Raw genomic sequence first — 16,926 nt, 5'->3', positions numbered from 1 at the left:
ATGGTCACCAAAAAACCCAAAGGCCTTGGCCGTGGACTGGAAGCTTTGCTGGGCCCCAAAGTGGCCGATGCGCCACTTGAGGCCGAAACCGGCACGCCCCATCAGCTCAGGCTTGACCAAATGGTGGCGGGCATTTACCAGCCGCGAACGCGCATGGACGAAGGGGCGCTGTACGAGTTGGCCGAGTCCATCAAGGCGCAGGGCATCATGCAGCCCATTTTGGTGAGGCAGCTCACCGAGGGCGACAACGCTGGCAAATACGAGATCATTGCTGGCGAACGGCGCTTTCGCGCCTCGCGTCTGGCCGGTCTGGAGTCGGTTCCGGTGCTGGTGCGGGATGTGCCCAACGAGGCTGCCGCAGCCATGGCGCTCATTGAAAACATCCAGCGCGAGGACCTCAATCCTTTGGAGGAGGCTCAAGGCCTGCAACGCTTGGTGAAAGAGTTTGGGCTCACTCACGAAGCGGCGGCCCAAGCCGTTGGGCGTTCACGCAGCGCAGCCAGCAACTTGCTTCGTTTGCTCAATTTGGCCGATCCTGTGCAAAGCATGCTCATGGCGGGTGATCTCGACATGGGCCATGCCAGGGCCTTGTTGGCCTTGGACAAGGCCCAGCAAATCACAGCGGCCAACCAGATTGCAGCCAAAAAGCTCTCGGTCAGGGAGACCGAGGTGCTGGTCAAAAAACTGGGCAACGATGCGAATCCAGCACCCCGGAAATCGAGCACCGAAAAGTCAGGGGACATCCGCCGGGTCGAGGAAGAGTTGTCAGATGCCCTGATGGCTCAGGTCGAGGTGCGCATCAAAAAGCGGGTCAAACGTTTGGGCAAGATGCAAGACATGGGCGAGGTGAGCATCCAGTTTGGCTCACTCGAAGAGCTCAATGGCTTGATTGACCGATTGCGCGGACAAGCCAGCTGAAGCCCCATGCTTCGAAAGGGTGCTTCATCATTGCCGGCGGGCTCGGAGGCTGACGGCAAAACCTTGTTTTCCAGAGAAAACCTGCTGGTCATCTTTTTGCTGGCCATTGGGCTGAGCTCGCTGCTTTTTTTCTTCATGCCGTCGGGGTATTACGATCGGCGCATCAATTTGGCCTGCACGGTGCTCATGGTGGCTTTGGTTCCCTTGGCCTACCGGCCGCGGTATTTTGCGGCCGTTGTGCATGGTGCCGCATTGATCAGCGCCACCATGGTCGCCCACAACGCCATGGCGTCTGGGGGCGTCAATTCCATGGGCATGGTGTGGCTCAATGTGCTGTCGGTGCCAGTGCTGCTGCTGTTGGGGCCGATGGCCACCTTGATCTGGGTTGTCATTTCCTTGTCGCTCACAGCGGGTTTGTTGGTGGCCACCCTGAGCGGCTGGTCGGGTGACCATGTCCAGATCACGCAACAAGCCGTGCCATGGTCATTGATGAACAATGCTTTGGTCGCTGGCAATTTGATGTTGGCGGTTTTTTTGTACGATCACCTGCACGACCGGCAGCGTCAGCAACTGGATCGACGAAACGAAGAACTCAAGGCCACGCACCAGGCCTTGTTGCAGGCACAGGCCCACAAGGATGAATTTGTGGCGGCGGTGGGACATGAGCTGCGCACGCCCATGAACGCCATTTTGGGTTTTAACAGTGTGTTGCGTCAGGAGTTGGCGGACCATCCTGACCAAGTGGAGGTGGTGGACCACATTCGCCGCTCCACCACGCACCTGTTGCAAGTGGTCAACGACATTCTGGATTTTTCGCAACTTCAGGCCGGTAAATTGTGGGTCCACGCGGTGGATTTTGATGTGGAACCCCTCATGCAAGAGGCCTTGCAAACACACCAGACCCGGGCGCAGGAAAAAGGCCTGACTTGGACAGGCCAGATGGAGGATGGTGTGCCCAAGCGGGTGCATGCAGACCGTCAGCGACTGCTTCAAATATTGCGCAATTTGCTCGACAACGCGTTCAAATTCACCGACCAAGGAGCGGTCCATTTGCGCATTGCCGTTCAGTCGGGGCAGTTGCGCTTTGAAGTCACCGACACGGGTCGCGGCATCGCGCCCGCAGAGCATCGCCAGATCTTCAAACGGTTTGAGCATGCCAATATCCAAACCACCCGCGCTTATGGTGGGACAGGACTGGGCTTGTCCATTTGCGAGAAACTGGTGAATTTGCAGGGGGGGCAGATCGGGCTTCAAAGTGAGCCTGGCCATGGCGCCACGTTCTGGTTCCAAATACCCCTTGAAGCCGCGAGCACACCCTCAGAAGCGCACCCCAAATCTTCGGACAGTTTGCAAGACGAGGCCTTGCGCATTCTGGTGGTCGATGACAACACCATGAACCTGATGGTGGCACGCTTGCAGCTCAAGAAGTGCTGGCCCAAAGCGCAGATCGTCACCGCAGACGGGGCTGCACAAGCGCTGAGCTTGTTGGACACTCAAAGCTTTGACATTGCCTTGGTCGACATGATCATGCCCGAGATGGATGGCATGCAATTGACGGCACAAATTCGCCAACAATTTCCGGCCATCACGGCCCGCATGCCGATTTTGGCGCTCACAGCCAACACCAACCCGGTTGACCGACAACGCTGTCTCGATGCAGGCATGGATGAGGTGCTGGACAAACCCATGGACCCCGAAATCTTGGTGCGTTGCGTGAGTCGGCACATTCGAAAAGCGAGGGCCTGAACCGTGCACCAAGACAAGGCCGCCCCTTCACGGTTTGAACAAATCGTCGCCCGACTGCCTGCCAGTTACCGCCAGGGCAAGATGCCCTATGTGTTCCTGTTTGGCCTTTTGATCATTGGCGTACTCTTGCTGCATGTGGTGACGAACCTGCAACAAACGGCCACACCCATGTTTTTGTTGATGGCCGGGGTCTTGTTGCTGCTGCTGGTCTTGATTGACCGTGGAATGCCCCTGAACTGGGCGGTGCACATCGGCACCACCACCAGCTTGTGTGTGCTGGCATACGCCGCTTGGACGACAGGGGGCGTTTCGTCGCCACGCTTGGCCTGGATGTTGGTGCTGCCCTTGACGCCGTTCTACATCATGGGTCGTCGGGCAGGGGCTGTCTGGTTGGTGTTGGTGTGGTTGGCTCAGTTGGGCATGGGCTGGGCCAATTGGGTGGGGTGGACACCCCCGTATGTCTTGGGTGTCGAGCATGCGGTGTCGTCTTGGATGACCTTCAGTTTGGTGACCGGGGTGCTGGTCATTGTGCCGCTGATCTATGACCGCCTTTACCAAGCCACCTTGAGCCAAAGCCTGCTTTACCAAACCGAGCTGGAAACCAAGCGTCAGGAATTGGAGATGGCGTTGAAGATGCGTGAGCATTTCATTGCCAACGTCAGCCATGAGTTGCGAACACCCATGAATGCCATTTTGGGCTTCAATGCGCTGCTGCTGTCCCGTGTCCGGGACAAACCCGAAGCGGTCAAGGTGCTCAACCACACCCACCAATCGGCCGATCACTTGATGACGGTGATCAACGACATCCTGGACTATTCCCAGCTGCAGGCCGGTCAACTGGTCACCCACCCCGAAACCTTTGAGCTGCGAAAAACGGTGGAGCATGCCTTTGAGCTGTTCAAGCCCCGCGTGAAAAGCATGGACATCGACTACCGCCTGGTGCTCGATGATGCCCTGCCCACCTGGGTGCACACCGACCGCCATCGCCTGATGCAGGTGTTGGTCAATTTGTTGGGCAATGCCCTCAAGTTCACCCACCAGGGTGCGGTGCAACTGCAGGTGCGTTGGCAAGCACCGGGTGTGGAGTTTTCGGTCAAGGACACAGGCATTGGCATTGCCAAGGAAAGACAAGCCCAAATTTTCAAGCGCTTTAGCCAAGCCGAAAGTGATACGCAAACCCTGTACGGCGGCAACGGCCTGGGCTTGGCCATCTCGCAAAAACTGGCGCACTTGCTGGGAGGTGACATTGGCTTTGAAAGCGAACCGGGCCAGGGCTCAAGGTTTTGGTTGCGCCTGCCCTTGACGGCCGAGGAGGCACCGGGTCAAAAATTGTCTTCGGTGCATCTGCGTGTGCTCAGTTCAGACAAGGCCTGGACTTTTTTGGTGGCCGATGACCATCCGGTCAACCGTTTGCTGCTCAAGCAAGTGTTGCAAAACGCCTGGCCATTCAGCGTGGTGCTGGAGGCGCTGGACGGGCAAAGTACTTTGGACACCTTGCATCAAAAACATGTGGATCTGGTGCTCATGGACATGGTCATGCCCGTCATGGATGGCATTGATGCAACACGCGTCATTCGGCAAGACCCTTTGCCCCGAGTGCGTGACGTGCCGGTGTTGGGGCTGACCGCCAATGTGAACCCCCTGGACTTGGCCGCCTTCAAGTCGGCAGGTCTGAGTGACGTCATGCTCAAACCCTTTGAACCGGCGGTGCTGTGCAGCAAGATCGAGCAATGCCTGGTGGGTGGCTCATCAACAAGAGGGTTGTGAACGCCTCCTTGATTTTCAGGAGGATGTAAACCCGCTGTGCACCGGTGCCAGATCACCTTGTAATACGAAAAGACCCACAAGCCAAGGAGAAGGGCCCGTGTACCTGACCGGAAAACAAACCACACTGCTTGGCCAGATCATGCAAACCCTGGCCGAGCCGCACGAAGAAACCGAGATCCGCGAGATCATGGGTGATTTGGTCATGCAGCTGCTCGGGGCGCAGTTCTACGCCAGCTTTGTCTGGCAGCCCGGCAGCCAGAGTTTTGCCCAGCCCATCCAGATCAACATGGACCCGATGAACCTGCGGGCCTATGAAAGCTATTACCAGTTCCATGACCCCATCACACCCCTCATGCAGCGTTACCAGGTGGCGGTGCGTGCCACCGATGTGTTGCCCATCGAAGAACTGAAGAAAACCGAATTCTTCAACGACTTCCTGAACAAAGACGGCTTGTACTGGGGCGTGAACCTTTATGCCTGGCACCAGGGCCAAAACCTGGGTGACATGCGCATCTGGCGCGACAAGCGCCGGGATAACTTCACACCCGACGAAATGCGTTTGCTTGACATGCTGCAACCGGCTTTTGTGACGGCACTCGCCCGTGCGCAAAGGTCCAGTCAGCCCGAGGCCTTGACCTTGAACATCTTGTCGCAACGCTTGACCACGCGCGAACAAGACACCGCTCGTCTGGTGATGTTGGGCATGACCGACAAGGAAATTGCCCGGGCGCTGCACATTTCCACCACCACCGTGCGCACCCACTTGGAAAACGCGTTTCGCAAAGTGGGCGTGAGCAACCGGGCCGCGCTGGTGCACAAACTCAGGCCATGAAGGGCATGCAGGCCTCCTGAAAACCAAGGATGGTCGCTCTCCAGTCGCGTCTCTAGCATGGAGTCAACGCCCATTCAGGCGTTTCAACCTTAAAAGGAGACCTCCATGCCTACAAACACATCACGTCGGAATTTCTTTAAAAACACGGGAGCCGTGTCTGCTGCGGCCATGCTGGGCGGTGTTGGCGCAAGCCTGACGGCTTGTGGTGGCAATTCCAGCACCACACTGACTTCAGCCGAACAACTGAACTTGACGGCCTCTGAAGCGGTTGCCGCCTTGAAGGCGGGCAAGATGACGGCAACTGACTATGTTGCCAACCTGATCAACCGCGCCAAGTCATTGTCTGATCTCAACGCCATGATCAGTCTTGACGAGGCGGGTGCATTGGCCGCAGCCAAGCAAGTCGATGCAGACCGCGCTGCAGGCAAAACATTGGGCGCGTTGGCGGGTTTGCCGATTGTGGTCAAAGACAACATCAACACCAAAGGCATGAAAACCACGGGCGGCACATCGTCGCTGCGCAATTTCCAGCCCAAAACCAATGCGCCTTCTGTTCAAAAGCTGCTGGATGCAGGGGCCATCATTTTGGGCAAGTCCAACCTGCACGAGTGGGCCTTTGGCATCACCACCACCAACTTCACACTGGGCATTGACCCCATCACCAAAGCAGCCAACCGCCCTGGCAAAAACCCCTACGACTTCAGCCGCATTCCTGGTGGTTCATCGGGCGGAACAGCCATTGCCGTGGCCGCACGCTTTGCCCCTGCAGGTTTGGGCACCGACACCGGTGGATCAACCCGCGTGCCGGCGTCGTTCTGCGGCATTGCGGGCTTTCGCCCCTCGGTGGGCGATGGCGCAGGCCAAGGTCGCCGTTATCCTGACACGGCAACTGACGCCTTGCCCATAAGCACCACACGCGACACCGTGGGCCCCATGGGCCGCACCGTGGCCGACCTGGCCTTGCTCGATGCCGTCATCACGGGCGGTGCGGTACCCACGGCCAAGGCACTCAAAGGCTTGAAGATCGGTCTTCCTGCCGCCTTCTGGACGGATCTCGATGACAGCGTCAGAACAGTGGCTGATGCAGCCAAGAAAAAGCTGGCCGATGCGGGCGTGGTGTTTGTGGACGCCGACTTGGTGGGCATCATGGACCTCAATGACACCATGTCATTCCCGATTGCCTTGCACGAACCGGTGGCAGCCATTCCTGCCTACTTGAGCGCCAACAGCGCGCCCGTCACCACCGTTGCACAAGTGCAGGCCGGCTTGGCCAGCCCTGATGTGGTGGGTGCATTTGGTGCGATTGCAGGGGATGTGTTTGCCGCCGCTTATGCCGCCGCCATGGTTCCCACCACAGGTGGCCGTGCACAACTGCAAAAACTCTACAAAGACTACTTTGCTGCGCAAGGCGTGGAGTGCGTGTTGTTTCCAACGACCCTCTTGCCCGCACCCAAGATCGATGTGGTGGAGGGCTCCAGTGCTGGAAAACTTCCCTACACGGTTGGCGGTGTTGCCAAGCAAACCGCGCGTGACACCTTTGGCACCTGCATTTTCAACACCGACCCTTGCACCAATGCCGGCATTCCCAGCTTGTCGATCCCCGCAGGTTTGACGGCAGGCGGTTTGCCCGTTGGCATGCAAATCGACGGCCCCTTGGGCTCGGATACCAATTTGCTGGCCATTGGCATGGGCATTGAAGCGGTTTGGGGTTCGGTGAAAGCACCCGCGATCTGATGCAAAAAAGGCCAAGCGAATCCATACCGCTTGGCCTTTTAAATGCGCGCTTGAGCGGCAGCTCAGTCTGCCGTGAAACCCGAGGCCTTGACCACAGGTGCCCAGCGGGCAGTTTCTGAGCTGATCAGCGCTTGAAGGTCTTGCGGGCTGCCGCCACCGATTTCCAGGCCCATTTTGGTGAAGCGGTCCTTGAGGGCCGGGTTTTTCAAAGCGCGGTTCACGGCGGCGTTCAGAGAGGCGATCTGTGCGGAATCGGTGCCGCCCGGTGCAAACAAGGCAAACCAGCCCACGCCGACCAAATCCTTGAAGCCCGACTCACGAAGCGTGGGCACATCCGGAAACAAGGCATTGCGCTGAGGGCCTGAGGTGGCCAGGATGCGGCTTTTGCCCGCGCGGTGCATTTCGCCTTGGTCCACCAAGGTGTCAATGCCCAGCGTGACTTGATCGCCGATGAGGGCCGTCATCAATTGCGCGCCGCCGTTATAGGGCACATGGGTCAAATCGAGCCCGGTCTTTTGGCCGATCATGACGCCAAAGAAATGCGGCAAACTGCCTGGGGCGGGTGAACCAAATGAGCCGGTTTTGGGATTCTTTTTGACCACGGGCACCAAGTCCGCAATGCTGCGAATCGGGCTGTCTGCCTTGACGGACACCCCAAACTGGAAGTCGGCAATGTGCGCCACAGGTGCGAGGTCTTTTTGCGCGTCGTAGTTGAGTTTCTTGAACACCAGCGGTGCCAGCACGGGAACCACAATGGGTGCCAGCATGACGGTGGAGCCGTTGGGCGGGGCATTTTTCAAGGCTTCAGCGGCGATGCGGCCACCCGCACCCACGCGGTTTTCAACCACCACAGGACGGCCCAATTCGTCCTTGAGGCGTTCGGCCAGCAGACGTGCGGCCAAATCGGCCGAGCCGCCTGCGCCAAACCCCACCAACACTTTGAGGGGCACCGGGTCGTTGGCTTGCGCCAGCCCAGACAACAGCAGCAACACGCTGCCCAACCAGAGTTTCGTTTTCATCGCGCATCCTTGAGGTTCAAAAGTTAAAAAACACACGAGATGACTTTAGGGTTTTCTGCCGCCAGCGAACACCCTCAAAATTGACGGTTGGTCAAGTTCAAGGCGCCCAGACAGCGGGTAATCTCTCTTGACCTTGCCTTTGCATTTGTTAACTTGAAGTGCTTGTGAGAAGCCCCCCATGTACCTGAACACACAACGATCCAAAATGCTGGCAGACCTGTGCGCGGTGATGGCCTCGGACGTCTCGAAAGCACAACTGCTCCAGACCTTGGCGCAACCCCTGGCCCAGTTCATGCAGGCCGATCATCTGGTGTCTCGCCAATGGAATGCCACCACCCATCGCTACGCCATCTGCGCTTCGTACAACGTCAAGCCGTCCAGAATCCGGGCTTATGAAGAGCACTTTCAGTTTTGCGACCCCATCACACCGCGCTTGCAGGCCATGCGCACACCGGTACGGGTCAGCGATGTGTGTTCAGTGCAAGAGCTGGAGCGCTCCGAGTTTTACAACGACCACCTGCGTCAGGACGGTATTCACTGGGGCGTGAACCTGTACGCCTACCGTGGTGATGACTGTTTGGGCGATTTGGTCATTTACCGGGCGAGGGGACGAGACGACTTCAGCCGTCAAGACATGGCCTGCCTCAACATCCTCGCGCCCGTGTTCACGGCCGCAATGAGCCGACTGGACACCGATGAATCCACCAAGACCACATGGTTGGGCCATGACGAAGCCGAGCTGCGCCGCTTGTTGAGCGGTCCTTGTCAGCTCAGCCAGCGCGAGGCCGATGTGGTGCTGCTTTGCCTGAACGGTTGCTCAGACAAGGACATTGCGCGGCAGCTCCACATTGGCTTTACCACCGTGCGTTATCACTTGGGCCACGCGTTTGAAAAACTCGGCGTTCAGGGGCGCAACAAACTGGCTGCCCACATTGGGCAGCTTTTGCATCAGGCCTGAACCATCGGTGGCCGCGGCAGCGCTGGCAAAACCCGCTCAATGGCCGCCGCCACAGCCAAAAGGTGGCGATCCGAGCCCAAAGCGCCGTCCAACTCCAGACCGACAGGTAAGCCCTCGGCCGTCAAACCCGCCGGAAGGCTGATGCCAGGCAGTCCGGCATTGCTGCCAGGGTCTGTGTTGCGGATCAAGGTTTTGAATGTGGGCAAGGCTTGCCCATGCAAATCCACCAGCTCGTCGTGACCTATGGGTGGGGCCGTCATGAGGCAGGTTGGGAAAGCCAAGGCATCCAGGCGGTGGACAGCAAAATGCTTGGCGTAGGCGGTTTGCAGTTTCTGGCGACGGGCCTGTGCCGCAGCATAAGCGGTCGCCGTGACGCGTCCCCGGCCCAATTGGCGCGACAAAAGCAGGGCCACGTCCGGGCTGCCCACACCTGCCAGCAGGGCGTCCATCGACAAGCCCTGTGCCTTGGCATAAGCGGGCAGGCTTTGCATCATTTCGAACATCACCAAGGTCGATCCCGTGGCATCGTTGTGCTGTTTCAGGTCTGGCACATCCAGCGTTACGCAGACAACGCCTTCAGCGACCAGCGTATCCAGCACTTGCTCAATGACCGCCAGAACTTGCGGGTCAGCGCCTTCAAAAAAGTCCCCGCGCGGAATGCCCAGACGCAGGCCTTTGAGTGACACGTTTGGCATGTGCAGGCGGTCTTTTGCCAAAAGACCGTCCAGCCAGGCCACGTCGGCAACGCTGCGGGCCATGGGCCCTGCGGTGTCTTTGGTGGGTGACAGGTGCAAGAGGCCTTGTGATGCATAGCGGCCTGTGCTGGGTCTGAACCCGACCACACCACACAAGGCGGCAGGCAGGCGAACCGAGGCACCTGTGTCAGTGCCCAAGGCGGCGGGCACCATGCGCGCAGCCACGGCCACGGCCGATCCACCTGAGCTGCCACCCGGGACGCGCAGGGCGTTCCAGGGGTTGCGACAAGCACCCGTGACCGCGTTGTTCGTGGTGCCGCCCAAGGCCAGTTCGTGCAGATTGGTTTTGCCAGCGATCAAGCCGCCCGACTGAAGCAGGCGCTCGACCACAGCCGCATTGCGCTGGGGCCTGGATGCGAGCAAGGCCCGAGTGCCACCACTGGTGGGCAGATTGGCGGTGTCGATGTTGTCCTTGATGGCCACAGGTATGCCCGCCAAAGGGAGATGTTCAGATGGTGCACTCGAGGCCTGATCGAAGGCCTTGGCTTGCAGGACCAGGCCTTCAGGATCGCGGCTGATCCAGGCATTCAGAGAGGTCAGCCGTTCGGTTTGCGCAAGCAAGGCCTGGACGTACTCCAGGTGCCCGAGTTTTCGCGTGCGCAGCGCTGCGGCCGCTTCCAGCAGCGTGAGTTCGAGAGGGTCCATAAGGCGTCAAGCATCAAAAACGGCTGACTCTAGGGTGCCTTTGAAAACTTGAACACCCCCATCAATGACGGTGTGCAAAAAATCCATCGTGTGCAGGCCCATACCGTGCTCGTCGGTGCGGGTGGCCATGTGACACCTTGGCCACCTGTCTCTTTCTCACCGACCCTGGCACCCACATCGGTACTCCTGCAGATCCGGCCCATTGAAGCCTTGTGCTGCAGGCAAAGGATGTGTTTTTGTAGGAGCCCACCCTGTGGGCGATGGGCGTGGCACACGCCCTGCAAACCATCGCCCACAGGGGCGGGCTCCCACAAAACAAAAGCCATCGCCCACAGGGGTGGGCTCCCACAGCAACAAAAATAACCGCATGGCGCGCAAAATGAGGGGCTTTTAAAACTTCAAGGGGCCGGACAAAAACGTCGGCATTCCGAGTCTGTCGATCCCGGTAGCTGCTTTGCGGGTGCGAGCAAACGGCGCACCGCGCAGTGCCATACTTCAGCGATGCCCGTTTTGCTGCAGAACCCTGCACCTAGCGGTGAGGTGTGCGAGGACAAAAAATCCTCGTGCCTGGTGCAAGGCTTCTGTGAGAAAAAACCCATGTTGAAAAAATGGCTGCGCGATGTGTCGCTGTCCACGGTCGTTGCTGGCTTTGTGGCTGTGCTGGTGGGGTTCACCAGTTCAGCGGCCATTGTTTTTGCGGCGGCACAGGCCCTGGGTGCCAACGAGGCGCAAATGGCCTCCTGGATGTGGGCCCTGGGTTTGGGCATGGGCGGCACCAGTTTGGTCTTGAGCCTTTGGTATCGGCAACCGGTGTTGACGGCTTGGTCAACGCCCGGTGCGGCGGTGCTGGCGGTGACGCAGGGCGTGACCCTGCCGGAAGCCACAGGGGCCTTCATCGTGAGTGCGTTGCTCATCATGGGCGTGGGCTACAGCGGCCTGTTTGAGCGGTGGATGGCGCGGATTCCCTTGGCTTTGGCCAGTGCCTTGTTGGCCGGGGTTTTGGCCCGCTTTGCTTTGGATGCGGTGGGTGCTGTTGGCCAAGCGCCGGTCTTGGTGCTCAGCATGGCGGCTGCGTACCTGATGGGCCGTCGCTTTTTCCCCCGTTGGGCGGTGCCTTGTGTGCTGGCGGTCGGCATGGTGGTGGCGGCTTTGCAGGGTCAATTGAATGTGGCTCAGATCGCCTGGGCGTGGGCCACGCCGGTGTGGGTGTCACCCGAGTGGCGTCTGGGCGCCATGGTCAGTGTGGCCTTGCCGCTGTTCATCGTGACCATGGCATCACAAAATTTGCCCGGTGTGGCCGCGCAGCGCAGTGCGGGTTACAACACACCGATTTCGCCCGTGATCGGCGTCACTGGCGGGGTCACCTTGCTGTTGGCCCCCTTTGGCGGGTATGCGCTCAATTTGGCGGCCATCACGGCGGCCATTTGCATGGGCCGTGAGGCGCATGCCGATCCCGCACGACGGTACACGGCCTCGGCAGCAGCGGGCATTTTTTACATTCTCTTGGGCTTGGCGGGTGCCACCATTGTCAGCTTGCTGGCCGCATTTCCCAAGGCGATGGTGCTGGCCGTTGCCGGCTTGGCCTTGGTCTCGACCATCGCGTCGAGCCTGTCCACAGCCATGAAAGACGAGGGCCACCGCGATGCGGCTTTGCTGACTTTTCTGGTGACCCTTTCGGGTCTGAGCATCGCGGGGGGGGGCGCGGCTTTTTGGGGCCTGCTGGTGGGCATCGTGGCGCTGTGGGCCTTGTCTGCGCGCAAAGCCTGAAGCGGCTTTGCTTGCGCAAACCCCCTGGCCATCACATCGAGAAAATTTTTCCCGGATTCATGATGTTGTGCGGGTCCAGCGCCCGCTTGATGGTGCGCATCATGTCGACGGCACCTTCGCCGGTTTCGGTCCGCAAAAAGTCCATCTTGTGCAGGCCAATGCCGTGCTCGCCGGTGCAGGTGCCCCCTAAGCGCAGGGCGCGGTTGACCAGTTGCTGATTTAAAGCTTCGGCCGTGGCGCATTCCTCGGGGTTGTTGGGGTCGATCAAATAGCCGAAGTGGAAATTGCCGTCGCCCACATGGCCGACCAAAAAGTAGGGGATGCCGCTGGCATCGGTTTCGGTGATGGAGTCGAGCAGGCAATCGGCCAGGCGGCTGATGGGCACGCAGGTGTCGGTGCTGATGGCGCGGCAGCCAGGCCGGCTTTGCACTGCGGCAAAGTAGGCGTTGTGCCGAGCCGTCCACAGGCGCGTGCGCTCTTCGGGGGTGGTGGCCCATTCAAAGGCGTTGCCACCGAACTCGCTGGCGATTTCCTGCACCGTCTCGGCTTGTTCCTTCACGCCAGCGGGTGAGCCGTGAAACTCCATCAGCAACATGGGCTCTTCGCGCAGGCCCAGTTTGGCGTAGGCATTGACCATGCGTATGCTGTTGTGGTCCAGCAACTCCACCCGTGCAATCGGCACACCCAGCTGAATCGTTTGGATGACCGTGTGCACAGCGGCTTCGATGCTGGGGAAAGAGCAAATGGCCGCCGAGATGGCTTCGGGCAGGGGGTACAGGCGCACGGTGACTTCGGTGAGCACACCCAGCGTGCCTTCGCTGCCCACCATCAGGCGTGTGAGGTCGTAGCCGGCGCTCGACTTTTTGGCGCGGGTGCCGGTGCGGATGACTTCGCCAGACGAGGTGACCACTTCCAGGGCCAGCACGTTCTCGCGCATGGTGCCGTAGCGCACGGCGTTGGTGCCGCTGGCGCGGGTGGCGCTCATGCCGCCAATGGTCGCGTCGGCACCCGGGTCGATCGGGAAAAACAGCCCGGTGGATTTGATTTCTTCATTCAGCTGCTTGCGCGTCACGCCAGGCTGCACCGTCACCGTCAGGTCTTCGGCATTGACGGCCAGTACCTTGTTCATGCGCATCAGGTCGATGCTGATGCCGCCTTGCACCGCCAGCAAATGGCCTTCAAGTGACGAACCCACGCCAAAGGGAATGACGGGCACTTTGTGCTCGGCGCACAGCTTGACGGCATCGGCCACGTCTTGTGTGCACTCGGCAAACACCACCGCTGCCGGTGGTGGCACATGGGTGAAGGCCGACTCGTCGCGGCCGTGTTGCTCGCGCACCACCAAGGCGGTGGAGCAGTTGTCACCAAATCGGGCCTTCAGGGCGGCCAAAAACGCTTCGGGTACGGCGCGTTGCGAGATTTCGGGGGCCAGGTGGGCGGCGGGGGTGGGGGCGTTCATAGGGTGTCTCCGGTGGTGGCGGGGCAAGGCCGCCAGACATGCTGAACGGCAGTTTACGCCGCAAATACAGGCCTTGCTGTCCGCTGTCAGACAAGTTGCAGCCACTTGGTCGACAATCAACCCTCTTTGTAGGAGCCCACCCCTGTGGGCAATTTTTTGACCCTGCACGCTTGAGCGAACACAAAAAGAGAGCAATTCCATGGGCAACCGACTCACACAAATCGCCACCCGCACCGGCGACAACGGCACCACTGGCCTGGGCAACAACCAGCGCGTGTCCAAAAACAGCCTGCGCGTGCACGCCATGGGCGAGGTGGACGAGCTGAACTCTCACATCGGTGTGCTGCTGTGCGAAGACATGCCTGCCGACGTGCGCGAGGTATTGGTCGAGGTGCAGCACCAGCTCTTCAACCTGGGCGGCGAGCTGTCCATTCCCGGCTTTGAATTGCTCAAGGAAGAAGCGGTGGCGGCCCTGGACGAGGCCCTTGAAAAGTACAACGCGCAATTGCCCAAGCTCGAAGAATTCATCTTGCCCGCAGGCACCCGTGGCGCATCTCAAGCGCATGTGTGCCGCACTGTGGCCCGCCGCGCTGAGCGCGCTTGTGTGGCCTTGGGCAACGAAGAGGCCTTGAACGACACGCCGCGCCAATACCTCAACCGCCTGTCGGACCTGATGTTTGTGCTGGCCCGTGTGCTCAACCGCATGAACGGCGGCGACGACGTGTACTGGAAAAGCCAGCGCATGCAAAAAGAACCGGCGGCTTGATGCGCATGCTTGGCCACACCCTGAGTTTGGGGCTGTTGAGCTGGGCTGCGCTCAGCTCGGCCTTGGCGGCCCCCTCGTCGGTGGTCCTGACTTGCGCGGTGGCCTACATGCCGCAGCGCAGCACCTGGGTGCGTGAGGTGCGCATCGACTGGGACGCCAAAGCCGTGCGCCGTTTGCGCATCGACGGCGTGGAGCCTTATGGCTTTTCTCTCTTGCCCAGCGGTGTGATGACTGCGATCGACAACGAGCGCATCCAGATCGATCTGGCCGCGCTGCAATGGCAAAGTGATTTTCGGGGCCAAGCCACGGGTCAGGGCCGTTGCGAAAAGTCGCCGGCTTGAGTGGTGTGCGCACTGTCACTTAGGTGCATGTTTCGGTCTTGTGGCGCGTGACAGCGGTGCATGGCCGCTGATACGCTGGAGCCCATGAACACCGCGACACGACCCACCGCTACTGCCCCCTATCTGCCCCAGATCAGGCTCTACCAAAACTGGCTGCGCGATGAGCGCGGCCTGAGCTTTGCCACCTACAACGACCTCTGGCGTTGGTCGGTCACCGAGCTCGATGCGTTTTGGCAAAGCATCTGGGATTATTTCGATTTCCAGTCGCCGACGCCGCACACGGCGGTGCTGGCGGGCAACGTCATGCCGAGGGCCAAGTGGTTCCCGGGGGCCCAGACCAATTACGCGCAACAGGTGTTTCGGCATGTGCAGCCCGCCCACGAGGCGGGGTTTTTGGCCGTCATCAGCCACAACGAAAAAGGCCTGCGCCGCGAAATGACCTGGCCCGAACTGCGCCGCCAGGTGGCGGCCATGGCGCTGCACCTGCAGGCCCAGGGCGTGCAGCCGGGGGACAGGGTGGCAGCTTATTTGCCCAACATCCCCGAAGCCATGGTGGCGTTTTTGGCCACCGCCAGCGTGGGCGGTGTCTGGAGCATTTGTGCGCCCGACATGGGCACCCACGCCGTGCTCGACCGCTTCAAGCAGATCGAGCCGAAAGTATTGATTGCGGTGGACGGCGTGAGCTACGGCGGGCGCGACTTTGACCGCATGGGTGTGGTGCAGGAGCTGCGCGACGCGCTGCCCAGCGTGCAACACGTCATCGTGCACGACAACCTGGGCACGCTCGACCTGGCCCATTGCGCCGTGGGTGCCAGCGTGCAGATGTCCACCATCACGGCGCGTGACGATGCTGCCGTGCAGGCCTTTGAGCCGATGTGGTTGCCCTTTGACCACCCGCTGTGGATCGTCTATTCCAGCGGCACCACCGGACTGCCCAAGCCCATCGTGCATGGCCACGGCGGCACCGTGATCGTGGCGTTGGCCAACAAAATTTTGCACAACGACATCGGCTGCAGTTACCACCCCAACAGCTGGGGCGAGCGCTTTCATTGGTACAGCTCCACCGGTTGGGTCATGTGGAATGCGCAAGTCGCGGGCCTGCTCAACGGCGTGACCTGCGTGATTTACGACGGCAACCCCGGCGGCAGCAAAGACAACCCCGACTGGGGCATTTTGTGGCGCTTGGCCGCGCATGAGAAGGTGAGTTTCTTCGGCGCGGGTGCGGCCTTTTTTGCCAACTGCCAAAAGGCGGGCGTGGACATCTCGCGCTGCGGCGACTTGTCGGGGGTCCGCGCCTTGGGCACGACCGGATCGCCTTTGTCGCCCGAGACCCAAAGCTGGGGCACAACGCAATTCAAGAACATCGGCACCGACATTTGGTGGTGCAACATCTCGGGCGGCACCGACTTTGCCGGGGCTTTTTTGGGCGGCCACCGCGAGCTGCCGCAAGAACCAGGCGTCATGCAATGCCGCGAACTTGGCTGCGCGGTCGAGGCCTGGAACGAAGCGGGCGAGCCGGTCAAAGGCGAAGTGGGCGAGCTGGTCTGCACCCAGCCCATCCCGTCCATGCCGCTGTACTTTTGGGGTGACCAGAACAACGCCCGCTACTTGGCCAGCTACTTCGAGATGTACCCCGCAGGCCACGGTCGCATGCCCGGTGGCGGTGACGGCCCGGCCAGCATGGGCGGCGTCTGGCGGCACGGCGACTGGCTGCGCATTGGCAGCGGTGACCCAGAAACCAAGGGCCAAGGCGAAGGCTGCGTGATCTTTGGCCGCAGCGACGCCACCATCAACCGCTACGGCCTGCGCATGGGCACCAGCGAGCTGTACAGCGCCGTCGAGGCGCTGCCTGAAGTCATGGACTCGATGGTGGTGGACCTGGAATACCTGGGCAAAGAAAGCTACATGCCCCTGTTTGTGGTGCTGCGCCCCGGCACCACACTCGACGACGCGCTCCAAGCCAAGCTCAACAACGCCATCAAAGTGGCGCTCAGCCCGCGCTTCATCCCGAACGAGATCTTCCAGGTCGCCGAAATCCCACGCACCTTGTCCGGCAAAAAGCAGGAGCTGCCGATCAAGAAACTCATGCTCGGTCAGCCACTCGAAAAGGTGGTCAACAGGGACGCCATGGCCAACCCGGGGTGTCTGGATTGGTATGTGGCTTTGGCCAAAGCGCATTTGGCCAAGGCTTGATCCGCAGGCGCTTTTGATCTGGCCAT

General features: G+C 60.2%; 14 protein-coding genes. 10 read left to right on the top strand and 4 right to left on the bottom strand.

Annotated elements, in window-relative coordinates; translation table 11 throughout:
• The 5 genes from B9Z48_RS08740 (at nt 1) to iaaH (B9Z48_RS08720) (ending at nt 6,997) form a co-directional block, all read left to right on the top strand.
• Nucleotides 1–918, top strand: a complete 918-nt coding sequence (locus B9Z48_RS08740) for a ParB/RepB/Spo0J family partition protein (protein ID WP_089962107.1) — start codon at nt 1–3, stop codon at nt 916–918.
• Nucleotides 919–924: 6 nt separating this feature from the next.
• Nucleotides 925–2,664, top strand: coding sequence for an ATP-binding protein (locus B9Z48_RS08735; protein WP_108377850.1), 1,740 nt, complete (start codon nt 925–927; stop codon nt 2,662–2,664).
• Between the two features lie 3 nt (nt 2,665–2,667).
• Entirely contained in the window at nt 2,668–4,431 is a 1,764-nt protein-coding gene (locus B9Z48_RS08730; protein WP_089962064.1) for an ATP-binding protein, read from the top strand.
• Nucleotides 4,432–4,528: 97 nt separating this feature from the next.
• Nucleotides 4,529–5,263 carry a response regulator transcription factor gene (locus tag B9Z48_RS08725; RefSeq protein ID WP_228769334.1) on the top strand — a complete coding sequence of 245 codons (735 nt, stop codon included), beginning with the start codon at nt 4,529–4,531 and terminating at the stop codon, nt 5,261–5,263.
• Between the two features lie 168 nt (nt 5,264–5,431).
• Nucleotides 5,432–6,997: an indoleacetamide hydrolase gene (gene iaaH / locus B9Z48_RS08720; protein ID WP_233261070.1), complete on the top strand. Its 1,566-nt coding sequence runs from the start codon at nt 5,432–5,434 to the stop codon at nt 6,995–6,997.
• A gap of 62 nt (nt 6,998–7,059) precedes the next feature.
• Here the strand turns inward: iaaH (B9Z48_RS08720) and B9Z48_RS08715 are convergent, their stop codons facing one another.
• Nucleotides 7,060–8,016, bottom strand: coding sequence for a Bug family tripartite tricarboxylate transporter substrate binding protein (locus tag B9Z48_RS08715; RefSeq protein ID WP_089962051.1), 957 nt, complete (start codon nt 8,014–8,016; stop codon nt 7,060–7,062).
• Nucleotides 8,017–8,194: 178 nt separating this feature from the next.
• Between B9Z48_RS08715 and B9Z48_RS08710 the strand changes: the two genes are divergently transcribed.
• The gene (locus tag B9Z48_RS08710) at nt 8,195–8,974 is read left to right on the top strand and encodes a LuxR C-terminal-related transcriptional regulator (protein WP_089962048.1); all 780 of its coding nucleotides are present in this window, start codon (nt 8,195–8,197) and stop codon (nt 8,972–8,974) included.
• Here B9Z48_RS08710 and iaaH (B9Z48_RS08705) read toward each other — a convergent pair.
• Together iaaH (B9Z48_RS08705) and B9Z48_RS22005 are read right to left on the bottom strand one after the other, a co-directional pair.
• The gene (gene iaaH / locus B9Z48_RS08705) at nt 8,965–10,374 is read right to left on the bottom strand and encodes an indoleacetamide hydrolase (RefSeq protein ID WP_089962045.1); all 1,410 of its coding nucleotides are present in this window, start codon (nt 10,372–10,374) and stop codon (nt 8,965–8,967) included. The genes B9Z48_RS08710 and iaaH (B9Z48_RS08705) overlap by 10 nt on opposite strands.
• A gap of 6 nt (nt 10,375–10,380) precedes the next feature.
• Nucleotides 10,381–10,503 carry a hypothetical protein gene (locus B9Z48_RS22005; protein WP_255419481.1) on the bottom strand — a complete coding sequence of 41 codons (123 nt, stop codon included), beginning with the start codon at nt 10,501–10,503 and terminating at the stop codon, nt 10,381–10,383.
• 468 nt (nt 10,504–10,971) lie between these two features.
• Between B9Z48_RS22005 and B9Z48_RS08700 the strand changes: the two genes are divergently transcribed.
• The gene (locus tag B9Z48_RS08700; RefSeq protein WP_108377946.1) at nt 10,972–12,141 is read left to right on the top strand and encodes a benzoate/H(+) symporter BenE family transporter; all 1,170 of its coding nucleotides are present in this window, start codon (nt 10,972–10,974) and stop codon (nt 12,139–12,141) included.
• Between the two features lie 31 nt (nt 12,142–12,172).
• On the opposite strand, the gene B9Z48_RS08695 is transcribed toward B9Z48_RS08700, so the two are convergent.
• The gene (locus tag B9Z48_RS08695; protein ID WP_108377849.1) at nt 12,173–13,600 is read right to left on the bottom strand and encodes an FAD-binding oxidoreductase; all 1,428 of its coding nucleotides are present in this window, start codon (nt 13,598–13,600) and stop codon (nt 12,173–12,175) included.
• A 199-nt stretch (nt 13,601–13,799) separates the two neighbouring features.
• Between B9Z48_RS08695 and B9Z48_RS08690 the strand changes: the two genes are divergently transcribed.
• Genes B9Z48_RS08690 through B9Z48_RS08680 form a run of 3 tightly spaced genes read left to right on the top strand, consistent with a single transcriptional unit; the run spans nt 13,800 to nt 16,900 of the window.
• Entirely contained in the window at nt 13,800–14,366 is a 567-nt protein-coding gene (locus B9Z48_RS08690) for a cob(I)yrinic acid a,c-diamide adenosyltransferase (protein ID WP_108377848.1), read from the top strand.
• Between the two features lie 5 nt (nt 14,367–14,371).
• Nucleotides 14,372–14,707 carry a hypothetical protein gene (locus B9Z48_RS08685; protein WP_108377847.1) on the top strand — a complete coding sequence of 112 codons (336 nt, stop codon included), beginning with the start codon at nt 14,372–14,374 and terminating at the stop codon, nt 14,705–14,707.
• A 60-nt stretch (nt 14,708–14,767) separates the two neighbouring features.
• Nucleotides 14,768–16,900, top strand: coding sequence for an acetoacetate--CoA ligase (locus B9Z48_RS08680; RefSeq protein ID WP_199233483.1), 2,133 nt, complete (start codon nt 14,768–14,770; stop codon nt 16,898–16,900).
• The last annotated feature ends 26 nt before the right edge of the window (nt 16,901–16,926 follow it).

Source organism: Limnohabitans sp. WS1 (assembly GCF_003063265.1).
Lineage (GTDB): Bacteria > Pseudomonadota > Gammaproteobacteria > Burkholderiales > Burkholderiaceae_C > Limnohabitans_A.
The sequence above is the reverse complement of the archived record's forward strand: the minus strand, read 5'-3'. Positions and strand labels throughout refer to the sequence as shown.

Bases quoted from the DNA above. Each gene is read 5' to 3' on its own strand.
- iaaH (WP_089962045.1), bottom strand. From the start codon at position 10,374: ATGGACCCTCTCGAACTCACGCTGCTGGAAGCGGCCGCAGCGCTGCGC.
- B9Z48_RS08710 (WP_089962048.1), top strand. From the start codon at position 8,195: ATGTACCTGAACACACAACGATCCAAAATGCTGGCAGACCTGTGCGCG.
- B9Z48_RS22005 (WP_255419481.1), bottom strand. From the start codon at position 10,503: ATGGCCACCCGCACCGACGAGCACGGTATGGGCCTGCACACGATGGAT.
- iaaH (WP_233261070.1), top strand. From the start codon at position 5,432: ATGCTGGGCGGTGTTGGCGCAAGCCTGACGGCTTGTGGTGGCAATTCC.
- B9Z48_RS08735 (WP_108377850.1), top strand. From the start codon at position 925: ATGCTTCGAAAGGGTGCTTCATCATTGCCGGCGGGCTCGGAGGCTGAC.
- B9Z48_RS08685 (WP_108377847.1), top strand. From the start codon at position 14,372: ATGCTTGGCCACACCCTGAGTTTGGGGCTGTTGAGCTGGGCTGCGCTC.
- B9Z48_RS08715 (WP_089962051.1), bottom strand. From the start codon at position 8,016: ATGAAAACGAAACTCTGGTTGGGCAGCGTGTTGCTGCTGTTGTCTGGG.
- B9Z48_RS08690 (WP_108377848.1), top strand. From the start codon at position 13,800: ATGGGCAACCGACTCACACAAATCGCCACCCGCACCGGCGACAACGGC.
- B9Z48_RS08695 (WP_108377849.1), bottom strand. From the start codon at position 13,600: ATGAACGCCCCCACCCCCGCCGCCCACCTGGCCCCCGAAATCTCGCAA.
- B9Z48_RS08700 (WP_108377946.1), top strand. From the start codon at position 10,972: ATGTTGAAAAAATGGCTGCGCGATGTGTCGCTGTCCACGGTCGTTGCT.
- B9Z48_RS08740 (WP_089962107.1), top strand. From the start codon at position 1: ATGGTCACCAAAAAACCCAAAGGCCTTGGCCGTGGACTGGAAGCTTTG.
- B9Z48_RS08680 (WP_199233483.1), top strand. From the start codon at position 14,768: ATGGCCGCTGATACGCTGGAGCCCATGAACACCGCGACACGACCCACC.